22 protein-coding genes, 1 other RNA gene and 1 pseudogene are annotated in these 23,844 nt (G+C 40.5%); 14 read left to right on the forward strand and 10 right to left on the reverse strand.

The window, feature by feature from the left end:
- Positions 1-324: 324 nt before the first annotated feature.
- A complete protein-coding gene (gldC, locus tag RI561_RS09955) occupies positions 325-654 on the forward strand; it encodes a gliding motility protein GldC (protein ID WP_395080086.1) in 330 nt (109 codons plus the stop codon).
- A 795-nt stretch (positions 655-1,449) separates the two neighbouring features.
- On the opposite strand, the gene amrB is transcribed toward gldC, so the two are convergent.
- The gene (gene amrB / locus RI561_RS09960; protein ID WP_395080087.1) at positions 1,450-2,706 is read right to left on the reverse strand and encodes an AmmeMemoRadiSam system protein B; all 1,257 of its coding nucleotides are present in this window, start codon (positions 2,704-2,706) and stop codon (positions 1,450-1,452) included.
- 85 nt (positions 2,707-2,791) lie between these two features.
- Here amrB and RI561_RS09965 point away from each other — a divergent pair, with 85 nt between their 5' ends.
- Positions 2,792-3,139: a four helix bundle protein gene (locus RI561_RS09965; RefSeq protein WP_395080088.1), complete on the forward strand. Its 348-nt coding sequence runs from the start codon at positions 2,792-2,794 to the stop codon at positions 3,137-3,139.
- Positions 3,140-3,175: 36 nt separating this feature from the next.
- On the opposite strand, the gene nth is transcribed toward RI561_RS09965, so the two are convergent.
- From nth to RI561_RS09980, 3 genes and pseudogenes are all read right to left on the reverse strand, one after another.
- Entirely contained in the window at positions 3,176-3,862 is a 687-nt protein-coding gene (gene nth / locus RI561_RS09970; RefSeq protein WP_395080089.1) for an endonuclease III, read from the reverse strand.
- 39 nt (positions 3,863-3,901) lie between these two features.
- Complete coding sequence (locus tag RI561_RS09975; RefSeq protein WP_395080121.1) at positions 3,902-5,086, reverse strand: lamin tail domain-containing protein; 1,185 nt, start codon at positions 5,084-5,086, stop codon at positions 3,902-3,904.
- Positions 5,069-6,865: pseudogene (locus RI561_RS09980) on the reverse strand (CotH kinase family protein); the annotation flags it as partial. The pseudogene RI561_RS09980 and the gene RI561_RS09975, both read right to left, overlap by 18 nt.
- A gap of 201 nt (positions 6,866-7,066) precedes the next feature.
- On the opposite strand from RI561_RS09980, the gene RI561_RS09985 reads away from it, so the two are divergent.
- Complete coding sequence (locus RI561_RS09985) at positions 7,067-8,524, forward strand: glycine--tRNA ligase (RefSeq protein WP_395080090.1); 1,458 nt, start codon at positions 7,067-7,069, stop codon at positions 8,522-8,524.
- 669 nt (positions 8,525-9,193) lie between these two features.
- Here RI561_RS09985 and RI561_RS09990 read toward each other — a convergent pair.
- Entirely contained in the window at positions 9,194-9,931 is a 738-nt protein-coding gene (locus RI561_RS09990) for a tetratricopeptide repeat protein (protein ID WP_395080091.1), read from the reverse strand.
- Between the two features lie 265 nt (positions 9,932-10,196).
- On the opposite strand from RI561_RS09990, the gene rpmH reads away from it, so the two are divergent.
- From rpmH to RI561_RS10035, 9 genes are all read left to right on the forward strand, one after another.
- Entirely contained in the window at positions 10,197-10,355 is a 159-nt protein-coding gene (gene rpmH / locus RI561_RS09995; RefSeq protein ID WP_071594700.1) for a 50S ribosomal protein L34, read from the forward strand.
- Positions 10,333-10,773, forward strand: coding sequence for a ribonuclease P protein component (gene rnpA, locus RI561_RS10000; RefSeq protein WP_395080092.1), 441 nt, complete (start codon positions 10,333-10,335; stop codon positions 10,771-10,773). The genes rpmH and rnpA overlap by 23 nt, the downstream gene beginning before the upstream one ends.
- A gap of 13 nt (positions 10,774-10,786) precedes the next feature.
- The gene (gene yidC, locus RI561_RS10005; RefSeq protein WP_395080093.1) at positions 10,787-12,595 is read left to right on the forward strand and encodes a membrane protein insertase YidC; all 1,809 of its coding nucleotides are present in this window, start codon (positions 10,787-10,789) and stop codon (positions 12,593-12,595) included.
- Between the two features lie 149 nt (positions 12,596-12,744).
- Positions 12,745-13,659 carry a type I restriction enzyme HsdR N-terminal domain-containing protein gene (locus RI561_RS10010; protein ID WP_395080094.1) on the forward strand — a complete coding sequence of 305 codons (915 nt, stop codon included), beginning with the start codon at positions 12,745-12,747 and terminating at the stop codon, positions 13,657-13,659.
- A 70-nt stretch (positions 13,660-13,729) separates the two neighbouring features.
- Positions 13,730-15,067, forward strand: a complete 1,338-nt coding sequence (locus RI561_RS10015; protein ID WP_395080095.1) for an aminopeptidase P family protein — start codon at positions 13,730-13,732, stop codon at positions 15,065-15,067.
- 47 nt (positions 15,068-15,114) lie between these two features.
- Positions 15,115-15,306, forward strand: a complete 192-nt coding sequence (locus tag RI561_RS10020; RefSeq protein WP_395080096.1) for a DUF2281 domain-containing protein — start codon at positions 15,115-15,117, stop codon at positions 15,304-15,306.
- Complete coding sequence (locus RI561_RS10025; RefSeq protein ID WP_395080097.1) at positions 15,291-15,623, forward strand: type II toxin-antitoxin system PemK/MazF family toxin; 333 nt, start codon at positions 15,291-15,293, stop codon at positions 15,621-15,623. Before RI561_RS10020 ends, RI561_RS10025 begins: the two co-directional genes overlap by 16 nt.
- A complete protein-coding gene (locus tag RI561_RS10030; protein WP_395080098.1) occupies positions 15,613-16,860 on the forward strand; it encodes a 4-hydroxy-3-methylbut-2-enyl diphosphate reductase in 1,248 nt (415 codons plus the stop codon). The genes RI561_RS10025 and RI561_RS10030 overlap by 11 nt, the downstream gene beginning before the upstream one ends.
- A gap of 70 nt (positions 16,861-16,930) precedes the next feature.
- Positions 16,931-17,350, forward strand: coding sequence for a secondary thiamine-phosphate synthase enzyme YjbQ (locus RI561_RS10035; protein WP_395080099.1), 420 nt, complete (start codon positions 16,931-16,933; stop codon positions 17,348-17,350).
- Here RI561_RS10035 and RI561_RS10040 read toward each other — a convergent pair whose 3' ends face one another.
- A complete protein-coding gene (locus RI561_RS10040; protein ID WP_395080100.1) occupies positions 17,351-17,926 on the reverse strand; it encodes a DUF2179 domain-containing protein in 576 nt (191 codons plus the stop codon).
- Positions 17,927-18,104: 178 nt separating this feature from the next.
- On the opposite strand from RI561_RS10040, the gene ffs reads away from it, so the two are divergent.
- Both ffs and RI561_RS10050 read left to right on the forward strand, forming a co-directional pair.
- An RNA gene (gene ffs / locus RI561_RS10045) (signal recognition particle sRNA small type) lies at positions 18,105-18,205 on the forward strand.
- Between the two features lie 229 nt (positions 18,206-18,434).
- Entirely contained in the window at positions 18,435-19,451 is a 1,017-nt protein-coding gene (locus RI561_RS10050; RefSeq protein ID WP_395080101.1) for a GAF domain-containing protein, read from the forward strand.
- Here RI561_RS10050 and RI561_RS10055 read toward each other — a convergent pair.
- From RI561_RS10055 to RI561_RS10070, 4 genes are read right to left on the reverse strand one after another with little or no spacing between them, the layout of a single operon-like run.
- Positions 19,448-20,626, reverse strand: coding sequence for an FAD-dependent oxidoreductase (locus tag RI561_RS10055; protein WP_395080102.1), 1,179 nt, complete (start codon positions 20,624-20,626; stop codon positions 19,448-19,450). The two genes, RI561_RS10050 and RI561_RS10055, sit on opposite strands and share 4 nt — an antisense overlap.
- Positions 20,613-21,308 (reverse strand): class I SAM-dependent methyltransferase, encoded by a 696-nt coding sequence (locus RI561_RS10060; RefSeq protein ID WP_395080103.1) that lies wholly within the window; start codon positions 21,306-21,308, stop codon positions 20,613-20,615. Before RI561_RS10060 ends, RI561_RS10055 begins: the two co-directional genes overlap by 14 nt.
- Positions 21,309-21,313: 5 nt before the next feature.
- Complete coding sequence (locus RI561_RS10065) at positions 21,314-22,417, reverse strand: type III polyketide synthase (protein ID WP_395080104.1); 1,104 nt, start codon at positions 22,415-22,417, stop codon at positions 21,314-21,316.
- Positions 22,418-22,468: 51 nt separating this feature from the next.
- Positions 22,469-23,830 carry an MATE family efflux transporter gene (locus tag RI561_RS10070; protein ID WP_395080105.1) on the reverse strand — a complete coding sequence of 454 codons (1,362 nt, stop codon included), beginning with the start codon at positions 23,828-23,830 and terminating at the stop codon, positions 22,469-22,471.
- Positions 23,831-23,844: the final 14 nt, after the last annotated feature.

The following is a 23,844-nucleotide window of genomic DNA, read 5'->3' on the forward strand; positions in this document are numbered from 1 at the left end:
ATTGCCACAGGCTGTATTCGCTATCGCTCAAGTCAGCCTTCGCAATGACGATGTCGTGGTGGATTTTTTAATACCACCTCCCAACCCCTAAAAACCCGTCCTTGCGAGGAGCCGACAGTGTATAACACAGGGCTGGTTGCCTTACGACGTGGCAATCTCCCTGATACGACTTGGGGCTCCAACAACGAGACGTTGGCCCATTCGTTTCCAGAATCAAGTCAATCTAACCAAAATTTTTTGTGCCTTAGAGATTTCGTGGCCTTTATAAAATGAATTAACAGCAAAAACCCTTAGTTTTACAGAAATCAAAAAAGACTAAATTTTATGCAAAAAAAAGAGATTAACATTACTGTAGAATTGGATGAAAAAAACGTGGCCACAAACATCGCTTTTAAAGCTGATGACATGCCGAATGTGGATGGTGTAAATTGTCGCGCTATGTTGCTTTCTTTCTGGGATGCTCACAATAAAGATACCCTCAAGCTTGACCTATGGACGAGGGATATGACCGTGGATGAAATGAAGATATTTTTCCATCAAACGTTAGTAACTATGGCAGATACCCTTCAAAATTCCACTGATGATGAAAGAATTGCAGGCGATATGAGAGATTTCTGTGATTATTTTGCAGAACGTATGGAGATAAAGGAGTAGTGGGTTTTCGGTATTTGGTAATCGCTAATTCATTATTCGTTATTTGTAATATACCTCCTAACCCCTAAAAACCCCGTCATTGCTGTAGATGTTATGCAATTCATTGACAATTGTTGAAAAAGTGAAGTCTCCCCTGGAGGGGAGATAAATCAGTTAGTTGTTCCTGACTGATTTTGAGGGGTGTTGGTGCCAAGGAAAATGTAGCCTGATACAACTCAGAATCAAAGTTAATGTGGATAATAGGATAGTAAAAGAGGTGTTGCCCTTAGTACCAACACCCACCGCCAGACTTCGCATGCGCTCAGTCCGGCAACTCCCTCCCCGACACGCTTGTACGGGACAGGCAAGGGAGGACTTTATAATATTATTTTAAAAAACTAACTAGTTTTTGTCTTCGAATTACCTAACATCTACAAGGAAGACAGGGGGCGTAGTTAAGCAACCGCACTCCACGCAAGCGTGTCGGTGCCCGTGCCGGATATGTCTCTCTATTGCCTGTAAGGCAATGCCCGACCGGAGGGAGGCTACCGAGTGTATTAATTGCCTCCGTCATCCTGAACGAAGCGAATGCGCAGTGAAGGATCTCCCTGATACCACCTCCCAACCCCTAAAAACCCAGTCATTGCGAGGAGCCAACAGTGCATAACACAGGGCTGGTTGTTTTACCACGCGGCAATCTCCCTGATACGACTCGGATGCCAAACAACGAGACGGTGGCAATTGTGTAGCTAAAATTAAACCCGAAAGAAGAATTAAAAAAAATTAAATCCAGTGACAAATCTTCAAGGCAAATGATCACCGATACAAAATAGACCCAAAACTTACGCCACTTTCCCGCTCACTTTCATCCCAAATATCGTAGGTTAATATCTCTCCATCTACATCCGGCATTGTCTGCAGGAAGGAATAAAGTGGTGGGTACCCACAGATGCGGTATGGATCATATTTTTGACTCATCAGCTTAAGTATTTTTTGGGGTGAGCCGGATGCTCCAAAATCGAGAAAGGATTCATCAAATTTTCGAATGTCTTCAAATAGTTCTTTAGCCGGTTTATCATCCCCAAATTTTTTACCGATATGAGCCAGATCTCCGCTTATCAAAAAGAAAGTATCCTCATCACCGCCAAATAATTCAGCCAACAATCCGCTGAAGTTATCCACTTGCTGCCCCTGGAATCCATCCGCTTTATAGAATAGTTCATCAAGACTGCCAACGAGGATTGGTATCATCGAAAACTCATGCTCCCATAGATGATTAATGAAAACGAGATGTTGTTCAATACTGTGTTCAATACGGTGCGCCCGGTCTTGGAACGTAACGCCATAATGCTCGGATTCACTTTCAACCTGTTCCTTTATTTTCTGAATAGATTCACGATCCGATTTCACAGTCCCGTTCACCATCTTAAAATCTTTAGTTGATATCACAAACGGTTTTTCTTCATATAAATCCGGATACATGCCGGAATAGTGGGAAGTCGCCAACACTATGATGCGTTTCGGTTTTAAATCCTTAATAGCAGAAAATGCTTTGGTGTAGCTGTTTAGCCCAACGCGAATATCAATATGAGGAGCATAGAGTGCTTTGGCATTTTGAACAGGTTCCGAAGTAGGAAGTTTTTCAAAAGCTTCATTTAAAAAATGGGTTATTTCATCGGAGTCATCCGGATAGGCAAGTCCTGCTGTAATGGATTGATGGACATCCGACTGCTCGTATTCAAGTTCAGTTTGTTCCGCTTTTTCCTTGAAATATGCAGAATGCAAAAGGGCGTTTTCATCCAGAAATTGTACGTATTCCAGGATCTGCTCTTTGGAGATGCCTTGTCCTGTAAACTCCATCATGTCTTCCACGCTGCGCTGTCCATCAAACATCGACAACATAGAACGCGCCGACTGCGGAACGGCAAAATCACTTGGGGCATACCCATATTGATCCTGAAAATAAAGGAATGTCTCGCCATCCTGTTTTATGGGAATGATCTGCACGTCGAAACGAAGTGGGGGGATGGGATCGGTGTAGGATGAAAATATAGAATCAGATTTTTTAGTCACGTCAGAAAATAATTTGTAAGGAATTGGTTTGGAATAGCTCTTACTAATGTTAAATGATTAATTCAAAATTTTAAATGAGGATACCATGAAAAATGAAAATATTGTTTTAGATAAAAGTTTCAATTTTGCATTGTCAATCATTGGATTATATAAGGTGCTTATAAAGCATAAAGAATATGTACTTTCCAAACAATTACTACGCTCTGCAACAAGTATAGGTGCAAACATTGAGGAGGCAACAGCTGCTTCTAGTAAGAAAGACTTTGCCCATAAGATGACAATTTCTTCAAAAGAAGCCAGAGAAACTCGGTATTGGTTAAAACTACTTGATAAAAGCCAAATCGTTCAAATGGACTATTCATCTTATATACATAATGTAAATGAATTGGTAAAAATTTTAACGGCTATTGTTAAAACGTCACAAAAAATGTAACCCAATCATTTAACATTTAGCATTTATAATTTAAAATTAGTTACTACGCATTTTTTGGCATTTACAATTCACCCCATACTTTTCGCAAAGTGGATGATCGGGAGCCTCTGAGATTCGGGCTTTACAAGGGCCACGACCATGATGGATCATCAAGTGTGAAAGGTCCGTCCAGTTTTCTTGTGGAAATAATGCCATCAGGTCTTTTTCGATCTTGTTGGTGTTTTTCTTTTCCCTGGTAAGGCCAAATCGATTAGAAAACCGCTTAACATGGGTATCAACCACAACGCCCACATTGATTCCAAAAGCATTCCCTAAAACTACGTTCGCTGTTTTTCTTGCAACTCCACGAAGTTTCAGCAAGTCTTTCATATTTTTGGGAACCTCTCCATCAAACTCCTCAACCAATATTCGAGAGGTTTCTTTAAGTGACTTCGCTTTATTTCGATAAAAGCCGGTAGACTTTACTAATTCTTCCAATTCCTCAAGAGGAGCATCTTTCATCAGCTCCGGAGTAGGATATGTTTCGAAAAGTGCCGGAGTAGTTTTATTCACGCGCACATCCGTACACTGAGCACTCAATATGGTAGCTATTAGCAACTCAAAAGGATTACGATGGTTTAACTCACAATGAGGATTTGGATAATGCTTATAAAGCTCATTTAATATTTCTTCAGCTCGCTCTTTTTGCTTCTTTGATTTCTTGGGGAGCTTGGTTTGTGCCATGAATTAACTAATCTGTATTTCTGAATTTTGAATTTAGTCTTATTTAAGCAATATCATCTTTTTGGTATCTGAAAAACTATTCGACTTAAATCGATAGATATACACACCACTTGGTAAATTACTGGCATCAAAACTTAGGACATGTTGCCCCGCTGTCATTTGCCGATCTACAATTGTATGAACTTCCTGCCCTAAAATATTAAAAACTTTTAGATTTAATTTTTCTGCCTGTGGCAGTACAAAGCTAATACTTGTTGATGGGTTAAATGGATTAGGGTAGTTTTGATTTAATGCAAAGATTTGTGGGGTCTCAGTTTCATTTTCACTGCTGGTACTAATATTAGATGAGCCCGGTGTACCGCCAATTTCCTCAGAGGCCATCCAGCTTTCAGCTAAAGCATTGTCAGATTCGTGAGACTGAAGCTCCAGGGTGTATCCTTCACCATCTGCTGTGGTAGGCCATGGGGCAGTGTTGGCATATTCAACGAAGTCGATAAGAACCTCATTTTCATTGAAAATACGGACCTGATCTCCTCCGCCACCAAGTCCAAAGTCAACTTCCCCTTTAACAAATGAAATGCCGGGGTGTACAGTTTTGAAGGCCGTAGTATCATTAGCTAATACTACGTAGCCTCCGGATTGAATGGTAGTAGCATCAGGCAAAATGAAAGTATGTTCGTCATCATCATCTCTGAAAACCCATCCGGAGAGATCAATTTCACTGTCAGAAAAGTTGTATAACTCAATCCAGTCTCCGGCATCAAAATCGTCACTTGAGTTATAATTTATCTCGTTTATGACAATTTCATCATTGCTAACGGCCTCGAAAGTGGGCTCTATTACATACGGGTTATCAGTCAGCTCGAGGTTTATTTCATTTCCAGATCCGGCGTTCTCACCATTGACTATCCAGCTTGTTAGTTGAAAACCGGGTTCCGGTTTGGCAGATAAAGTGATAGCCGTATTTTCAAAATAGATCCCGGTCCATGAACCTGTTTTTGTATTAGGATTGATGGAATTTAGTTTAACAGAACCATTTGTGGTTTGTGCAAGGGTTACTTGTAAGGTATCTGTATTCAGGGTATCTCTAATTTCGGAATAAATGAATGCAGGGTAGTTAACAACATAGTCTTCAGTTAGTGACCGAATGTATTCCATACTATAGTTAGTAGGCCCGCTGTTATCATACCAATTATCGGACCAACGGTCAATATCCCTGGGCATTTCAGGTTCAATAGCTGTATCCAAAGAATCGATAAGCCCCAACATGTAATCGGGTTGGAAACTTGTATTTAACAGATCTGCGAATCGATTTAGGAACATTTCTCTGTATGTTTCATTTTCAATCATTCGTCCTATAATCCAAAAGCCAAATAGATCTCTGCTCAAGTAGTCTTTCAACACTTCATGATACTCTCCTGGTTCATTGGAAAGGTTCTCCCACCAATCAAAATCATGGGTTATATAGTGCCATTTTCCACCGGGTTCCCTTGGTCTCCAAAACCGTACATTTTAAGGGTCTCCGTGTGAAATATATATCTGATAAACCCAATGATCTGTAAAGCTATCTAAGTTTATTAAAGAATCAGCGAGGTTAAAAAACTCTTCCCCCTGAAGTGTTTCATCTTCAAAATGATCTAATAATTCTGAATAAGCATCATAGGTTCCATCTTTGACTTCATCTGCAGTTCGAATCATGTCAATTTCATCATAACCATATCTTGACTCTACGAAATCATCATTTTTGCGTTCTTGAAGGTTATAAATCCCCCAATATTTGCCATTTATATATAATATCACAGCTTTATAAGCTTGCAAGTCATTATGATGATTCCACTGTTGATTTATTGCATACATGAGCTCATTTAATAAACTTGATCGTTCTTCGGCACCGGAACGGAGGCCAAATCCATCATATTCGGTGTACTCATTTTCCGGAAATAATGGGTAGTCTAAATGATCTATCCCATATTCGGTATTGTTATTTATTATGAATGATTTCTTAGGGAAAGCCCGGCTGAAACTTCCGCCTATGCTTGCCCCGGCCTCAAACTCAAATTCGACGCCTCCGTTGGTATTTAAATATTCTAAATGCATCGGATATTCCCATTCTTCCCAAAAATTAGCTCCCCGGTATGGGTAGAAATCTTCAGCTTCAAATGAGTCTCCGAAAGCATACATTCCCTTGTCATAATCCCATAAACTATCCGGATTCATTACAAAGGAGACGACCGTTAAAGTGTGTTGATCCTCGAAAAAATAACTGTTTGTGGAAACGGTACTTGGGGCAAAGCCGGGTTCAATGGCAATTGCGCGAACCACAGTTGAGGTGTCAATGGTAATAGGCCCATTGTATAATGTGGAATTTGATGTAGGCTCTTCGCCTCCAAGTGCATAGTAAATTTCAGCATCACCGGATGCTTCTAAACCGATAGTTAGGGGTGAAGAGTAAAATCCAGATTCTAAAGTAAATGTAGGAGGTTCGGCCTTTTCAGGTATTTCATTTCCATCATTAGATGCGTTTGGTGAAGGGGTTAGTTTCCTGAAATCACCGGTACCGTTGGGTATTCGTCCCCATGCTATATCCTCGGAAAGAGCAGGAAAAGCTACAGAATCAATACGGGTTTCTCCATCACTTTCTGTTAAAATTACATATTCACCATCTGCACTAAGTTTAGTATTTACGTGTAAAGGGCCTTGTTCTAAATCTTCATCGAACCACAGAATGAGATATTCTCCGGGTCCTATAATAGTTTGATCATTTTGATCAGCAGGAATCTGCCATTTATCTATTTCTGCGGGATCATCAGTTACAAACATTCCCCCAAAATCGATGGAAACATTTCCCGTGTTGTAGATTTCTACCCAGTCATCCGCCTCTCCGACTTCATCCGTAAGAGAAGAGTTATTGGAAGCGACCAGTTCATTTATTTTAATTTGTGCAGAAATGGGAGCAGTGCCCAAAAAGAAAATAAAGATGACGAAAAGAAAGTAATTTTTCATAACACGTAATTTAAATTATATACCCTTGTCTTATAACTAAGTTACTTATTCATTAGGATAGTATTAATTAGTATTTTTTATTAATTCAAGCTTAAATAGGCTAAAAAAGAAAAGAATTCGTGACGTCGAAATTCAATATTCAGTACTCATTTCCGTATCTTTGGCGCTCAACGAATTTTGAATTGTAAATAATACACTCACATGTCGAATTTGGACAGTTTGGATAAAATTGTATCGCTGGCGAAAGCGCGGGGCTTCATCTTTCAATCATCAGAAATTTATGGCGGATTAAGCGCCGTCTACGATTACGGACCCCTCGGTGTAGAACTCAAACGAAATATCCGTGATGCCTGGTGGAAAGAAATGACCCGCCGCCACAATAATATTGTTGGGGTTGATGCTGCCATCTTTATGCATCCCAAGGTGTGGGAAGCGAGTGGTCACGTGGGTGGTTTCAATGACCCAATGATTGACGACAAGCAGTCCAAAAAACGCTACCGCGCCGATATGATCATTGAGCAGCATATCGAAAAGCTGCGCAAAGATGAGAAGCATGAAGAAGCAAATGCCATCCAGGAAAAACTGGATTCATGCGGCTCCCGCAAAAGCCTGACCGAAGATCTATATGAGATCATCATGGAAAATGAAATCCGTGCCCCCGACTCAGGAGCATTCGATTGGACTGAAGTGCGTCAGTTCAACCTGATGTTTAAAACCCAGTTTGGGTCCACTTCAACAGAAGAAGATGGGGTGTATCTACGTCCTGAAACAGCACAGGGAATATTTGTGAACTATAAGAATGTGTTGGATACCGCTCGTGTAACGGTTCCTTTTGGAATTGCTCAAACGGGTAAAGCCTTCCGTAATGAAGTAGTGGCAAGGCAGTTTGTATTCCGTATGCGTGAATTTGAGCAGATGGAGATGCAATATTTTGTGAAGCCGGGTACCGATGAAGATGAATACGAAAAATGGTTGGAAAAACGGCTTGAGTGGCACAAATTCATGGGAATCCGTGAAGAGAATTTGAGAACCGCTCCTCACCCCGAAGACAAACTTGCACACTATGCGCGCGCCGCTGCCGACATTCAGTACAAATACCCAATTGGCTGGCAAGAAGTGGAAGGCATCCATAACCGAACCGATTTTGATCTGACCCAGCATGCCGAATTTTCTGGCAAGAAAATGGATTACTACGACCAGAAAAATCAGGAACGGTTCACCCCGTATGTAATCGAAACGTCTGTGGGACTTGACCGCCTGACTTTGATGGTGCTTTGTGATGCATACCGCGAAGAAGAAGTAGATGGAGATACACGTACGGTGTTGAAGATGAATCCGAAGTTAGCTCCAACCCAAGTAGGTATTTTCCCGCTCATTAAGAAAGACAAGCTGCAGGATCTGGCCCATAAGATAGAGGAAGAGCTTCGTGAAGAATTTTCTGTGCTCTATGATGAATCCGGTTCTATTGGAAAACGCTATCGCCGACAGGATGAAGCTGGTACACCATTCTGCATAACCGTTGATTTTGACGGAGTGGAATCAGAAGGGGAAGATACGGTTACCATCCGTTACCGCGATGATATGAGTCAGGATAGAGTACCTGTTTCCCGACTTGCTGAAGTAATCCGTGATGGTATGAAGGATTGGAAGCCGGAGTAGTCATAATTTTCTCCTTAAAGTTTTGATAGTAAAACTATTGGGATAACGCGTATACCAGTTAATAATAAGCCTGGGGCAATCTTTGAGCAAAGTAACCTCGCAGCGTCCGAAGGTCCTGCGAGCGTTACTGGGACATGGCTGAAGTGCCGAACGCTGCGAGGACCTACGGACGCTCGCAGGTTCTCTGTACGATGTTTTCAACCGGTAAACGCGTTGGGATAATTAAAAAATATTTTTCACTATTTACTTTTTAAATCGATACCTAAACTGTTTATCAAGCTTCAAAATCGAAGTCTCCCCTCGAGGGGAGATTAACCAATCAGTTGTTCCTGATTGGTTGTGAGGGTGTTGGCGGTAAGGGCTGGGATGTCTGATGAAATCACACAATTAAACCACTGGCAAAATCGAGGTCGAATAAAACAATATTGCCTTTGGTACCAACACCCTCCGCCAGACTTCACATTCGTTCAGTCCGGCACCTCCCTCAAGGGAGGACTTATTCAAGGTGATTTTTAAATATTTTGCTAAAGCTTACTTTTCACTCATTATTCAGCAAGTTGATTTGATCCCGTAGGCCCCATTGAAGAGAGGTCAACCAATCAGTTATTCCTGATTGGCTGTGAGGGGTGTTAGCAACAAGGGAAAAAAGGACTAGCAGGTTATTTGTCTTCAGGAAAGTTCTTTTAGTAATTGTTTTGCCCTCTCCATGTTCCACTCATCAATTGGATTACGGGGATTTTCTTGCACCACTTCTTTTAATGCTTCTATGGCTTTTTCTTTCTGACCGGAACGGTTGTAATGCCGGGCAAGATCAAGCTTAAAACGTATCACCTGCTCGGGGTTTAATTCAATAGCTTTTTTAATATATTCCTCCGCTTTTTCGTTGGAAGCGTCTTCAGGTATTCCCTGGGAAAAAACACCGGCTGCAAAACGTTCAGCAGAACTTATATTGGCAACCTCACTATTCCATATTCCCCTCAAATGCCAGGCGGGGGCATAATCCGGTAACAACTCTGTAGCTTTAATGGCATGCTTTTTTATGATGTGCGATTTTTCTATACGCTTGCTTGCACCGGATATATCAGACAGACGACCCTGGGCTATTGCGTACACAAAATGGGTGTAGCCTCTGTCGGGATAAAGTTTTAAGGTTTTTTCGGCATACGATAGCGATTCATTATAATAGTCTTCCATTTCTTTTTTTGAATTCATGCGGAATCCAATTCGGGCATAAAGGAGGGAGGTATGCCAAAGTGCTTCAAAGTTTTGTGGTTTTTGATTGAGAACGCTAAGGTAAGTTTTGAGCGCTTTTTCCTCCCGAGCTTCATCAAAATAAACAGATGCTTTACTCGTAAGCGAATCGATGGAAGGGGAGTCTTGGGCTTTGGTAAAGTCAGGAATTGTCAAAAAAAGAATGATAGCGAGGCTAAACCTTTTATAAAATAAACATTGCAACATAAGTGAATCCGTGAATTAGTTTCAGCTTTTTCAATAACTTATAAAAAAGATAGAAAGTAAATAGCTAACGCAGTAGAAGGGGCATATATTGAATTGCGACAAGAGGATTTAAAAGAATGAATAGTGTAAATAATAGTTCTGTTTTTTCTGAGATTCTCTTTATATTTAAAGCCTTTTTCGGATAAGAAATTGAACGCATAAAATATCCAAATTCATGAAACGCACGTATCAACCAAGTAACAAGAAGCGCAAGAACAAGCATGGTTTTCGCGAACGCATGTCTAGTAAAAATGGACGTAAAGCTCTTGCAAGAAGACGCAAGAAAGGCCGTCATAAGCTAACGGTTAGCGATGAGAGAAAAGGAGCTAAGTAACCCATATTCAAAGGGAACTACTCCTGAAAGAAGATTTACCTTAGTTAAATCTCAAATACTGCGTGGCAGGAGGAATTTTGAGGACTTGTTTTCACAATCCTCACTTATAAAATCACATAATGTGAACCTTCGCTACGCAACCTATCCCAATGCTGACAAGAATACCCTTGTTGGCTTCGTCGCCCCTAAGAGAATAGGAAATGCGGTAGAACGTAACAGAACCAAGCGACTTCTACGTGAAGCCTATAGATTAAATCAACACATTGTCAAAGATTTGCCCATATCAACTGAAATAGGACTCCACTATGTTTTTATGGCAAAGCGCGCTCATCTTACCTTCCAAATTGTCCAGCGAGAAATAATATTGCTTTTGGAACAACTGCGAGAACAAGTGTTGTCAAAAAATTCACCCTCATAAAAAATTTATACTTTTGGATAAGAATACAGTTACCGGATTTGTTTTAATCTTTCTTCTCATGCTGGGATGGTTTTATTTTACTATGCCCTCAGAAGAAGAATTGGCTCGCCAACGACAAGAACAAGCCACTCAGGATAGTCTTGCCCAGATTGAACAGAACCGACAGGATTCTTTGGAACAAGTCGCTCAGCCTGAAGAAGCCGAACCGGAGCGTCAGGAAACAAATATTTCTGAAGAACAGGATGAAGTTGCTGAGGTTAAGGGATTGTTTGCTAACAGTCCGGTTACAGAAGAAAAAGAATTGAAGGTTAGTACTCCATTGTATGATGTCACTTTCACTAACCGAGGCGCAGGCCCAAGTTCTTTTCTTTTAAACGAATATTTAACATGGAACAGAAGAAGTCCGGTTCAGCTTATAGACGATACTACACGGTCAGCATATAACATTGGGTTTCTCTCTACTGAGAATTACAATGTTGAGACACAGAATATTTTATTTGAACAGGTAACGCGCGGATCGTCTATAAATATAGCTGCCGGAGAACAGCGTGAAGTAAGATATGAATTAGATCTCGATGACGGACGTCGTGTCATAATCACGTATGTACTAAACGGCAATAATTATGAAATTGATGCCGATGTTCAGTTTGTTGGCTTGCGTGATTATGTGATAGGTGGAAGTATAGATTTTGGCTGGACTGCCCCTCTGAATTTTACTGAAAAAGACCCAACCCAAGACGCCCTCGAAACTGCTGCATATGTTTATGCAGGTGGTGAACTTGAGAAATATAAGCTGGATGAAGCCGGACGTGAGGAAAATACGATCAATGGAAATATTGATTGGGCTTCTACTAAAACCAAGTTTTTTACCCAGATCATTAAGCCACTTTCCCCAACTGATGCTGCACTTCTTACGGGAGAAGTTACCGGTTCCATTGATAATGCAAATACGGAACATCGCTACACCTCTTCCATTAGAACCGATTTGGACGAGCAAGGTAATGCCTCATTTCAACTGTATCTCGGTCCCCTGAAATACAGAGAGCTTACCAAAATTGATGAGCATGCCTATGATATGGTTGATGTAGGATGGAGTTGGTTACGATGGTTTTCTGACCCGTTCGTTCGCTGGATGGTAATTCCATTTTTTGAATTTATGTCCCGGTTTACATCTAATTTTGGGGTTATCATCATTGTATTTGCTTCATTGGTGAAGTTGGTATTGTCTCCACTCACTTATAAGAGTTATAAAAGTATGGGGGCTATGAGCGAGTTGCAGCCCCAGATGAAAGAAATCCAGGAAAAGTACAAAGACAATCCTCAAAAGCAGCAAAAAGCAACGATGGATCTATACCGTAAAAACAAAGTTAATCCGTTGGGGGGTTGTTTACCAAACTTACTACAATTCCCAATCCTGATTACCCTTTGGCGGTATTTTCAAAATTCAATTCAGCTTCGTCAGGAGGAATTTTTATGGGCGGGCGACTTATCTGCTCCCGACTATATATTCAATCTGCCCTTCGAAATACCTTTCCTTGGAGATCAGATTGCAGGTTTTGTGCTGTTGATGACAGCAGCTATGATGGTTCAAAGTAAGCTTACCGGTGGAATGAGCGGTGGCGGCGGCACAAGCCCCATGGCCGGACAAATGAAGGTGCTACAGTACATTTTCCCAATAATGCTGCTGTTTATATTCAATAATTTTGCAGCAGGATTAAGTCTTTATTACCTCATTTTCAACGTTCTCTCTATCGTTCAGCAATTCTTTATCAAGCGTAGTTTGCATGCAGATAAAGAGGATAAAGAAGTAGCCAAGGCCTGAGTTTTTGGGGAAGGGAATAAGGAAATAAGGGATAAGGAAATAGGTTCTGAATTCACTTATTCCTTATCCACGTATTCCCTGACAAGAGAACTTTCTGGCTATATTTTGGTAATTTATCTTGAACATAATTATCAAAGTAACTCAATACCTTGCTAAGTAAAGCCCTTGCACATTATCCCCAATTCCGATTTAAAGAAGGAGAAAAGTCTCTTTGGAATCCTATTCTAAAAAAAAGCTTTGCAGACCTTCCTGAAGAGCGGGTAAGGTTGGCACTGGTTGATTACCTGATGATGGAAGCTGAGGTGTCCCATTCCCGGATTTCATTTGAAAGTCCCGTTAAGTTGATCGGCGATAAATCTTCTTCCCGAACAGACTTGATTTGCTACGATAAAGACTTCAACCCGCTTTTGCTTGCCGAATGTAAAGCACCCGAAATAAAGCTGGATGAAAAGGCGGCTATTCAGGTGGCGAGGTATAATCAAAAGGTAGGCGCACCATTTGTCTTGGTTAGCAATGGGATGTTGGATTTCTGGTTTGAAGTGGGAGAAAAAAATATCGAAACCAGAAATGAGGTACCGGACAGATTTCATTCAAAAAAGGAACCCGAAAGGAATTTGCAATACTGGGAGCTTAGGAGTTTTATTGGTGAACAGTTAAATCCTAAGGCAAGGAAGTTTGCGGTTACTTCATGCAAAACACTGTATGAAAATCCTCATCAGCCGGTTAAATATCTCAATTTTGATGACTTTTCGCCCGAACTTGCCTTAAAACATTATTATCGAATTTTTGGGCTGAAAGAGAATCTCAGAATTGCCCTAAGTCTTTCAGCAAATTCCTATGGGGGAACAAGACTAAATGTAGTCCTGAATCAAGCGGGAGCAAATACCGCATTTTGCAGTGTCTCGCTCGATCTGATAGCACAGGAAGAGCCAATAAATGCTGAAATACATTCAGCAAAGGGAACAAAAGAGATCGATGTAGTTAAAGAAGTTGGTTTTACTTTTCAAAGTGATATAACTGAGATGGTACAGGGAATTTGTGAGTTGCTAACCAAACAATCCTGAACCCTACAGTCGATATTAGTTCGGTATTTTGGTATTCTTCAACCACTAATAAATTTAAACTTCAGCCAAAATGATGCATCAGAATCACCGTAAAAAACTATTCTCACTTTTCGATGACAATCAACAAGGAGCCGTCTTTATTCAGGGCTCAGAAATTTTTTATCGGAATGAGACTGATTATGAATATCCATTTCGTCAGGAATCTAATTTTTGGTACTTGACCGGCGTGAATGAGCCGGATTGTGCGCTTATTTTAGATCTGAAAACAGAAGAATATCATTTGTTTGTACCAAAACGTGATGCGCAATATGCAGTGTGGCACGGATATGTAAAATCTCAGGAAGCTTGGCAGGAACAGTATAAGCCCGATCATCTTCATTATACCAATGAGATTCTTACGGTTATGAATGAGATCAATCCTGATAAGGTGTACTGCCTGAACGAGGCTGATGCAGAGCTAATTGAAGATTTAGACCGAAGCTTTGAAGCCGACATGGAAACGCTCCAGGATGCTTTAACCTACTGCCGTGTAATTAAGACTGAGGAAGAGTTGGAGTACATGCGGAAATCCGCGAAGATAAATAATCTGGCACATACCGAAGTGATGAAGGTCATAAAACCGGGAATGTATGAATATGAACTCAAAGCTCTGTTCACCAAAATTCAGTATGAGCACGGCTTGCAACAAGATGCATATAACGGAATTTTTGCCGGAGGTAAGAATAGCGCTATTCTTCATTACGTTGAGAATAACAGTCAGATCAAAGATGGAGATTTGTTCTTGTTGGATGCAGGTCACGAGTATGAAGGGTATGCCTCTGATATTACAAGAACCTATCCGGCTAATGGAACATTTACAGACCTGCAGGCAGGTGTTTATGATGCGGTGTTAAATGCACTAAATTCCTCTATCGAAAAAGTTGAAACCGGAGTGAAGATGGAAGATCTTCACTTGCACGCTGCTCGAACCATCATGGAAGGATTGAAAGAAATCGACTTGGTTAAAGGATCCGTAGATGATTTGATGGAAAACGATATTTTTGCACTGTTTTTCCCACACGGACTTGGCCACTTTTTAGGCCTCGACACCCATGATGTTGGAGGATACCCAAAGGGAGTGGATCGCATTGATCGTCCGGGTATAAAATACTTGAGAGTCCGACGCGATCTACAGCCCGGAATGGTGATTACGATTGAACCCGGGTGTTACTTTGTCCCTGCATTACTAATCCCGGCAATGAAGGATGAGAATAAATCAAAGTTCCTTAACGCTGATAAATTGACCAAGATGTATGAATTTGGTGGAATTCGAATCGAGGATAATATTGTTGTTACAGAAGACGGTTATGAAAACCTCACGGATGTACCAAAAGAAAGATCAGAGATCGAGAAATTGATTGGTAGATGATGCTTTAGTGAGGTTATTGATTGTTTTTAATTTAAAATGTCAGTCAAATGAGTGATAAAGAATTATTAAAAAGGGAAATTGAAAAAATTCCTGAACATAAAATTCAGGAGGTAATCGATTTTGTTCAGTTTTTACTTGAGAAGGAAAAGGAGCAAATGAATATTTCTTTAGTAAGCGAGCCCTCACTTAAAAAAGATTGGGAAAAGCCAGAAGAAGACAAAGCATGGAAACATTTATAAAAGGGGACGTGGTAGTTGTTCCCTTCCCATTTTCTTATCTTTCTCAATCAAAGAGGCGCCCTGCTCTTGTAATTAGAAACTTTGGTGAAGATTTACTGCTGGCGCAAATCACAAGTAAGACGATTAGGAATAATTTTGCCATTAAATTATCTGATTCTGACTTCAGCGAAGGTTCTCTTAGAGTTACTAGTAATGTTCGGCCTGAAAAATTATTTACCTGTTCAAAAAATTTAATTTTATATAAGGCTGGCATTCTGAAAGAAGATAAAATGGAACAAGTCATAACAAAGATTACAGAGATTTTACGTGGCACGTAAAAAATTCGACATTCCAAAAATGTATCAGTCTCCGATTATCCGAAAGGTTAAGGAGGCGACTAAGATCATCGACCCGATGAAGAAAGACCTGGAGCCATCGCTGCTCGATTTTGGTCCGGTACAGTTCTACATTCCTCGGTTTTTTGGATTTTGTTATGGAGTGGAAAATGCCATCGACATTGCTTATCGGACGGTTGAAGAAAATCCGGATAAGAATATTTACCTGCTCAGTGAAATGATCCACAATCCCACGGTGAATGAAGATTTGCAGAAGAGGGGAGTACAGTTTTTGTTTGATACGGATGGAACCGAACGAATCCCAATTAGCTCCCTGAATCCAGAGGATATCGTAATTGTCCCGGCCTTTGGAACTACGCTGGAAATTCAGGAACAGCTCAAAGAAGTAGGGATTGATCCCTATCAGTATAATACCACCTGTCCTTTTGTGGAAAAGGTATGGAAGCGTGGGAAGCAATTGGGAAAAAAGGACTACAGTTTGGTGGTGCATGGAAAACATCAGCATGAAGAAACACGCGCGACTTTTTCCCACAGTGCAGACCATTCGGAAGTGGTAGTTGTTTTAAATCCTGAGGAAGCGCAGATTCTTGCAGATATTATGACCGAAGACCGCCCGCTTTCCGATTTCGAGAAATATTTTGGCCATAAATCCACAGAAGGATTTAATCCCTTGGAAGACATGGAGCGATTTGGAGTGATCAACCAAACTACCATGCTGGCTACGGAAACTCAGCGGGTTATGGAAATTTTAAGGGAAGCGGCTATCCAACGATTTGGGGAGGCTAACATCCTTGATCATTTTGCGGACACCTCCGACACCCTCTGTTATGCAACCAATGAAAATCAATCGGCCACTATCGCTTTGGCCGAGACTGATGCTGACCTAGCCCTGGTTGTAGGCGGATACAATTCTTCCAATACCATGCATTTGGTTGAAATCCTGGAGCATAAGTTCCCTACTTTTCACGTGCGGGATATGACCGAGCTTTCCCCAGAGAAAATCCATCACTTCAATCAATGGGATAAGGAAATGAAGGAAACCGAGAATTGGCTTCCTAAAATGAATCAACCTGTCAAGATTGCGTTGACATCAGGTGCTTCTTGCCCGGATATTTCGGTAGATGAGGTATTGCTTGAAGTGCTGAAATATTTTGATGGCACTAAAAACGTGCAGAAAGTGATCGCTCCCTTTGATGAGAAATTAGAAGAAGAAAAGTAGTTTGATGGTTATTGGGAATTGATTTTGGTTCAACTAATAACCAATTAACGAATAACGAATAACCAACACCATGTGGATACAAAATGAAATTAAGCTTTCGCCCAAATCAAGAGGGTACCATATCATCACAAAAGAAATACTGAGAGAAGTTCCGGAAATTAAAAAGATAAACACCGGGCTTGCTCATATTTTCATCAAACATACCAGTGCGGCACTTACTATCAATGAAAATGCTGATCCCTCGGTGCGACGCGATTTTGAGGCTCATTTTAACCGCACAGTTCCCGAAGATACATCTTTGTATAAACACACTTTAGAAGGAACTGATGACATGACATCTCACATTAAAAGTTCCTTGTTAGGTTCATCAGTAACTATCCCTGTAACCGATGGTAAATTAAATCTTGGAACCTGGCAGGGCGTATATTTATGTGAACATCGTAATAACGGTGGGTCAAGAAAATTGGTCGTTACCTTGCAAGGTGAATAGCTAGACTCCCTTACGAAGCCTTAGCAATCTGTCAAATGGGTTTTGGTCATCAGGTTTTAATAAATGATCATGATGTTTGTTTGAATATTTAACATCCTCAGTAGAGAAAAAGGCTTCGGGATCAATTTCTTTTACTATGGTGAAAACTTTATTCAATTTCTTTCTCTTCATCACCGTGAAGATTACTTTCACATCGTTATAGCCCCCTTTTGCATCAACGCTTGTTACAGCTACGCCGGCCTCTTTCAAAGCCTCAATTAATTCCCCAGATTTATTTAAGGTTATAATACGAACCAAAACAGTACCCACTTTCATTTTGTCTTCTATATATAGCCCAATGAATGTTCCGGCTGAAAATCCTGCGGCATATGCCACATAGTTAACCCAATGGTCAAGATTGGTAAGCAATTGAGCTACTACAATAACCCAGATAAGTACTTCAAAAAAGCCCAATAAAGCTGATTGAAGCTTATAACCCCGGGAAACCATAGTTATGCGAAGCGTACCCAGAGAAACATCTGCGATACGGGCAAAGAAAATAAGAACGGGCATTACGTAAACAGAAAACTCGGGCATCACTATATTTTTTTGGTTAGCTCCAAAGATATGAATAAAGTAAACGGCTAAGAATGACAATCGAAAATTATTTTAGTTATTCAACAGTATAATTGACGCCAATTAGTTTTCTTAGAAGAATAAATACCTTAAATAAATCTTGATAGTGGGTTGTCAGAACCCTTATCTTTAAAGCCTTGGGCAAGTCCTATACAGCCAGCTCCCTTTGAACTCCGTCAGGGCAGGAATGCAGCAGCGGTAATTAGGTCGTAGCGGCGTGATATAGGTCGCTTGCCCTTTTTTTATTTCTGCTTTTCCTGTAAAATTTTATAGAGAGATTTTTTATATATTGACGTACTTAGACAATCAAAGGGTGTTCTTATCAAAAAAGGGAATAAAGATATTGATCAAAAGAACTCAAAGAATCCTCTGTTAAATGAGCTTATCCTCGAAGTTGTAGATGGAATAAACAGGACTCTTGAGCTAAAAGAAGTGCTTCTAAAATGTATGGAAGCTGCTAAAAATAGTAATGGATACCGAAGCCAGTTCATTAATGCTTCTCGATGAACAAACAGGTAACCTGAATGTAAGTATTCCCACCGGGCCGGTAAAAGATGAAATTATTGGAAAGGAAATACCTAAGACAAAAGGAATTAGTGGGTGGGTAATTTCCAACAATAAACCTTTCTATTCTAACAACGTTGAGAAAGAGGAACAGTTTTGGCATGATCTTTCTTCCGATTTTAAAACCAGAAATCTGATATGTGTCCCGCTGAAAAAAGCATCAGGAAAGCCTTTTGGGGTATTGCAGGCTGTAAACAGGATTGATGACAAGCCTTTTGAAGATAAGGATATACAGGTTTTTGAAGCTTTGGCATACCATGTCGGAATAGCCATTGAGCGGTCAAAAATTTACGATAAAAAAGAGAGAAAACTCCGAGCACAATCCGAATATATATCGGAACTGCATCATCGGCTTAAAAACAGCTTATCGGTAATAAGTGGGCTCATTGAATTTGAACTGGATGACATAAAAGATGAAAAAGCCCATCGGGTGCTTTTATTTGCTGCTTTGAGACTTAAGTCATTGGCCAAAGCGCATAATATTTTGGACCGTGGGACACAGGACAATGAGCTAAACATTGCTGATTACCTGACAGATGTGGTTCACAATGTGGAAAATCTTTTTGAAGGTACTGAAAAAGACATTCAATTAAGTACGAATTTTGACGAGATCTACCTGGATTCTAACCGCTCTATACTCTGTGGATTAATTATCAATGAGTTGTTGATGAATATATTTGAATATTCTTTTGATGGGTTGGCGATGGGGGAAGTGGTAGTAAATCTCAGTCAGCCTTCAGATGATAAAATAGTGATGATGGTTTCCAATAATGGAAAAGGGATAGAGGAAAATAAGACGCTCAGTTCTAAGCCGGATGCCCGCTTTATTGTAAAATCTTTTGTTAGTAAACTAAACGGAGAAATAAAATATCCCCATAACCCGGGTATTGGATCTTCGACCATTATCTCATTTCCGATTTAAAAGAAATCGTTTTCAAGTCCTCGCATTGTAAACGTCCTTGCAACTTTTTTGCTGAACAGAGGCGATAACATAGTCCGTATAATGATTTCTTTAAGAATTGGAACAGATGTTTTCCTGCCCAATCTCATATTTAATTCAGCCCGGCGCGCTACTTTTTTTGATATGTTCTTTTGGATTCGGTTATAGTCATTCAAGGATTCTAAAACTTGGTCTTGATCCGTTGAACTTGATGCTATTGCTTGAAGAGCGAGGGAAATTTTTTGAGCACCCAACCACCCGAGGTTCATCCCTTGACCGCCAATAGGGCTAACAACATGGGCAGCATCTCCGGCTAAAATAACCCTGCCCTTAACAAATGTTTCAGCAGTGAAATGTTGAACACCGAAGCTGCTTATCATGGTGCTTTTGGCTGCATATAGGGTATGCTGAATTCTTTGTTGAATTAATTTTTTGATTAAGTTTTCATCCGGTTCTTCAATGTATTGATCCGTTTTTATGACCCACCTCCGCATCCCGTTGGGCAAAGGGAAGCATTCTATCAAACCGGCTTTTGCCAAAAAAACGGCGGCATCAACGCCAAATTTCGTGGTATCCTCAAAATCGCCCATAACATAAGTATCAGAATATCTTTTTCCGGAGTAATGAATGGATGCTTGTTGCCGAACCGAACTATTTTTGCCATCACACCCTACAATAAAACTACTTGTGAGTTGTACGCTCTCATTTCTTCGGTTCGTATAAGTTGTAATGATTTCATCATCCTTTTCTTCAAAATGTTCAAAAGTGGATTCCGTGATCAGTGCTTCTGAGTCTAATTTTTGAAGTTCATTACGCAATATTTTTTCTGTGGTGAACTGAGGACAAGCAAGAATGTATTTATGTGGCCCGGGGCAAGATTCAAATGAAATCTCACCAAGCTTTCTATTTTCTGTAAGTGCAATTCCTTTTTTGATTTTTAATCCGGCTTCTAAAAAAGGAGTCGAAATACCCAGTTCATCAAAAAGCTCAAGGGAAACCGGGTGTATACCAAGAGATCGCGAATCAGGAACGGGATCTTTTCTTTTCTCTAATACCCGACAATGTATTCCACGTTTGAGCAGTGAGATAGCTAAAAATAAGCCAACAGGACCACCGCCTATTATGACAACATGAATATGCTTTTCAGTCTTTTTCATAGGAGAGAACGAGTCTGAAGGGGAAAACCCGGTAAACTTGCCAGCCTTTCGGTACAAGGGCTTCTAATTCCCTGTGAGTAAAGCTGCGTTTAATGGATATCAAGCCATCCTTGGTTATATAAGAATTTCTAAATAATAGTCTCGAAAAGATGTTGAAGAGCAGATATCCCAATCCATTTCTTTCAATATCGTTGAAAATGACTTTCTTTGTTGCCAGTTGGGTTGCCTCATGTAGTAAATCTGCTAAACTTTCATTATCTAAATGATGAAGCAGGTGATTGGAGATTACGAAGTCGAAAGATTTATTTTGGGCAACAAGCTCGCTTGAAGATAGATGTTTCCAGTCAACCAGATCAGATGGGTATGTTTCGGTGGCATAATCATAAGCCCTCTCATCGGTATCAATGGCTGTAATGTTAAGTTCGATTCCATCTTCTTGGGCCCACCGGGCTAAATGTATCGACAGATCTCCGCCTCCAAATCCAATGTCAAGCAGTGAGTAGCTTTCTCCTTTTTTCAATAGAGGACGTATTTGCTGTTTATAGATGTTTTTCCACTTGGATAATAACTTATTGATTGTTGAAAACTGCCGGTAGGTGTTTTGGAGAGTAACAGGTTCACAATCATCCCGGTCCATTTCTTCAATTAGATGAGCTTGTCTGTCAGGAAAAATCAAACTCATGAATCTCAGGTTTCAGGTTCATAGATTTGGAAAAGACCACTTTCAATAGTTAATCCGGGACCGAAAGCCATACCCAAAATTTGTTGATGTTTTCCTAAATCAGAATTCATCAACTCTTGCAATACAAATAGAATAGTGGCGCTGCTCATGTTTCCATACTCGGCTAAAACTTTTCTCGAAGCTGCTATTTGATGAGGCTCCAGAGATAGCGATGATTCAATTTTATCCAGTATAGATCTGCCCCCGGGGTGTACGGCCCAAAAGTCGATATCTTTTGGAGTAAGTTTCAAATCCTGATAAATAGGATCGATTGCTTCTCTTAGATTTTCTTGTATGATGTCGGGCACATAGGATGAAAGGATCATATCAAACCCAAAATCCCCAATGGTCCAGGCCATATCTTTTTCACCTTTTGGAGCCAGTGTTGAGGTGAAATGCTGAATCTGAAGGGCTTTTTTGCCGGGCTTCCTTGATGAGATTAATAAGCCGGCTGCCCCATCCGCAAAAACGGAGCCGGATAGTAAATTGTCAATTTCATTTTTGAATTGGAAGTGCAAGGTGCATAGTTCGGCACTCACCAAGAGAACTACAGCATCAGGATCAGAAATACAAAATGATTGAGCCATTTTCAGGGCAGGAAAAACAGCATAACAGCCCATAAAACCAACGTGAAATCGTTGAGTTGAGTGTTTTAGGTTCAGGGCTTTTACGATTTCATAATCGGGTCCGGGCGCAAAAAATCCGGTACAGGAAACGGTTATGACATGTGTTATCTCGTCTGCTGAGAATTCCTGGTTACTATTCAGTAGCTTTTGAGCCGTCTCAACGAAAAGCTTTTTAGACTCTCGCTCATAAATTTTATTTCGTGCTGCCGTGCCCGGCTCCGATTTAGCTTGACCGTTAAAGAACAGATTTCCTTTTTCATTGGGAGAGAAATCTTCAAGTACCGAATGACGTTTTTTAATTCCAGACTGGGTATAAATACGATGAATTATAGCCTGTGTTTTCCGGTCTGAGCCAAGTTGGTCTTTCATCACTTCCCGAATATGCTGCTGATCGTTCGAGAAGGAGGGGGTTGAAGTAGCTATGTTGTGAATGAAAACGGACATAAAGTAGAATAACAATTTATAGGTGTTATCCAAACCTTATGCAGTAGAAGTTCATTCGAATTGATGGATAGAATTTTTTGGTTTGGTAAGTTTATTAAAGCGGTAGTTGTGTAATACAGCTGCTACGGTAAGTCCGCCTATAAGTCCAATCCATAATCCTTCAGGACCATAATTGAGATGAATGCCGAGTAAATACCCGGTAGGGAATCCAATTACCCAGTAAGAAATAAAATTTACAACCATAGGCACCCGTGTATCTTTAAGTCCACGAAGAGCGCCAAAAGCTCCAACTTGAAGGCCATCGGATATCTGAAAAACAGCTGCCATAAAAAGAAGTGAAATAGCTAAACCTGCAACTTCAGCATCATCAGTATATATTCTGATAATAAATTCCGGTGCTAAAAATAGCAGTAATGCCGTCAGGCACATCACCCCGGCGCAGATAACGATTCCAATAAATCCTCTGAAACGAGCTTTTTCAATTGAGCCTTGTCCGATGGAAAAACCAACGCGTTGTGATATTGCCATCGACAGCCCAAAAGGTATCATAAACATTGTAGCGGCAACATTGATGGCAATTTGATGGGCTGCTGCTGCTTTAACACTTAAAGTTCCCATCAATAAGCTAACGGTAGCAAACAGGAGAACTTCCATAGACGAGCTGACTCCATTTGGAACACCTACTCTAATTATCTCACGAATATATTCTAATTCCGGTCCGGAAGTTCTTGCAAAAATGTTAAAACGCTTGAAGGGTTTAAAAGATGCGGTAAATATCAAAAATGCTATGGCCGCAAAAAGATTGACAACAGAGCTGGCATATCCGGTTCCTATGGCTCCTAAAGGAGGAAAACCCAGTTTACCGTACATTAACACATAGTTGGCTCCAACATTTAATATCAAAGCTGAGCCGGCAATAAACATGGCAGGGCGGGTTACGGAAAGTCCTTCACTGAAATACCGAAATCCGGCGTATACCAACAGCGGTAACATCCCCCACGAAATGGCTTTTAAATATCCGTCCGCAATGGGAATAATTTCTGCAGTTACACCAATCAGTGACATAACTAATTCAAGATTCCTGAGCAGAAAAAAGGCAGGTATGGTAAGTATTAGGATGAGCCAGATCATTTGGCGGGCACTTTTCCCAATTTCTTCAAATCGTCTTGCCCCAAGATGCTGTGAGACAATGGGATTTATGGCAATAAGTGTAGCCATACAAAAAACAGCTATAGGCATAAAAATGGCATTCCCGATCGCTACTGCTGCCAGGTCTAAGGCCGAAAGATTTCCCGCCATCACGGTATCCGTGAAATTCAACCCCATACTGATAAGTTGAGTTGCTATAATGGGACTACCGATAGAGATTAGTTTTCGGCTTTCTTTTTTTATTTCTTCGTGCAAATATTCCATAAAAAATATTGAGC

The organism is Gracilimonas sp., from assembly GCF_031581265.1.
GTDB lineage: Bacteria > Bacteroidota > Rhodothermia > Balneolales > Balneolaceae > Gracilimonas.

Coding starts and splice junctions, on each gene's coding strand:
- RI561_RS10055 (WP_395080102.1), bottom strand. CDS start 20,626: ATGAAAAAGACTGAAAAGCATATTCATGTTGTCATAATAGGCGGTGGT.
- RI561_RS10025 (WP_395080097.1), top strand. CDS start 15,291: ATGGAAACATTTATAAAAGGGGACGTGGTAGTTGTTCCCTTCCCATTT.
- RI561_RS10020 (WP_395080096.1), top strand. CDS start 15,115: ATGAGTGATAAAGAATTATTAAAAAGGGAAATTGAAAAAATTCCTGAA.
- nth (WP_395080089.1), bottom strand. CDS start 3,862: ATGGCACAAACCAAGCTCCCCAAGAAATCAAAGAAGCAAAAAGAGCGA.
- rnpA (WP_395080092.1), top strand. CDS start 10,333: ATGAGAGAAAAGGAGCTAAGTAACCCATATTCAAAGGGAACTACTCCT.
- RI561_RS10015 (WP_395080095.1), top strand. CDS start 13,730: ATGATGCATCAGAATCACCGTAAAAAACTATTCTCACTTTTCGATGAC.
- RI561_RS10040 (WP_395080100.1), bottom strand. CDS start 17,926: ATGCCCGAGTTTTCTGTTTACGTAATGCCCGTTCTTATTTTCTTTGCC.
- RI561_RS10035 (WP_395080099.1), top strand. CDS start 16,931: ATGTGGATACAAAATGAAATTAAGCTTTCGCCCAAATCAAGAGGGTAC.
- gldC (WP_395080086.1), top strand. CDS start 325: ATGCAAAAAAAAGAGATTAACATTACTGTAGAATTGGATGAAAAAAAC.
- RI561_RS10065 (WP_395080104.1), bottom strand. CDS start 22,417: ATGTCCGTTTTCATTCACAACATAGCTACTTCAACCCCCTCCTTCTCG.
- RI561_RS10050 (WP_395080101.1), top strand. CDS start 18,435: ATGGATACCGAAGCCAGTTCATTAATGCTTCTCGATGAACAAACAGGT.
- RI561_RS09985 (WP_395080090.1), top strand. CDS start 7,067: ATGTCGAATTTGGACAGTTTGGATAAAATTGTATCGCTGGCGAAAGCG.
- rpmH (WP_071594700.1), top strand. CDS start 10,197: ATGAAACGCACGTATCAACCAAGTAACAAGAAGCGCAAGAACAAGCAT.
- RI561_RS10070 (WP_395080105.1), bottom strand. CDS start 23,830: ATGGAATATTTGCACGAAGAAATAAAAAAAGAAAGCCGAAAACTAATC.
- RI561_RS10060 (WP_395080103.1), bottom strand. CDS start 21,308: ATGAGTTTGATTTTTCCTGACAGACAAGCTCATCTAATTGAAGAAATG.
- RI561_RS09965 (WP_395080088.1), top strand. CDS start 2,792: ATGAAAAATGAAAATATTGTTTTAGATAAAAGTTTCAATTTTGCATTG.
- RI561_RS09975 (WP_395080121.1), bottom strand. CDS start 5,086: ATGCCCAGGGATATTGACCGTTGGTCCGATAATTGGTATGATAACAGC.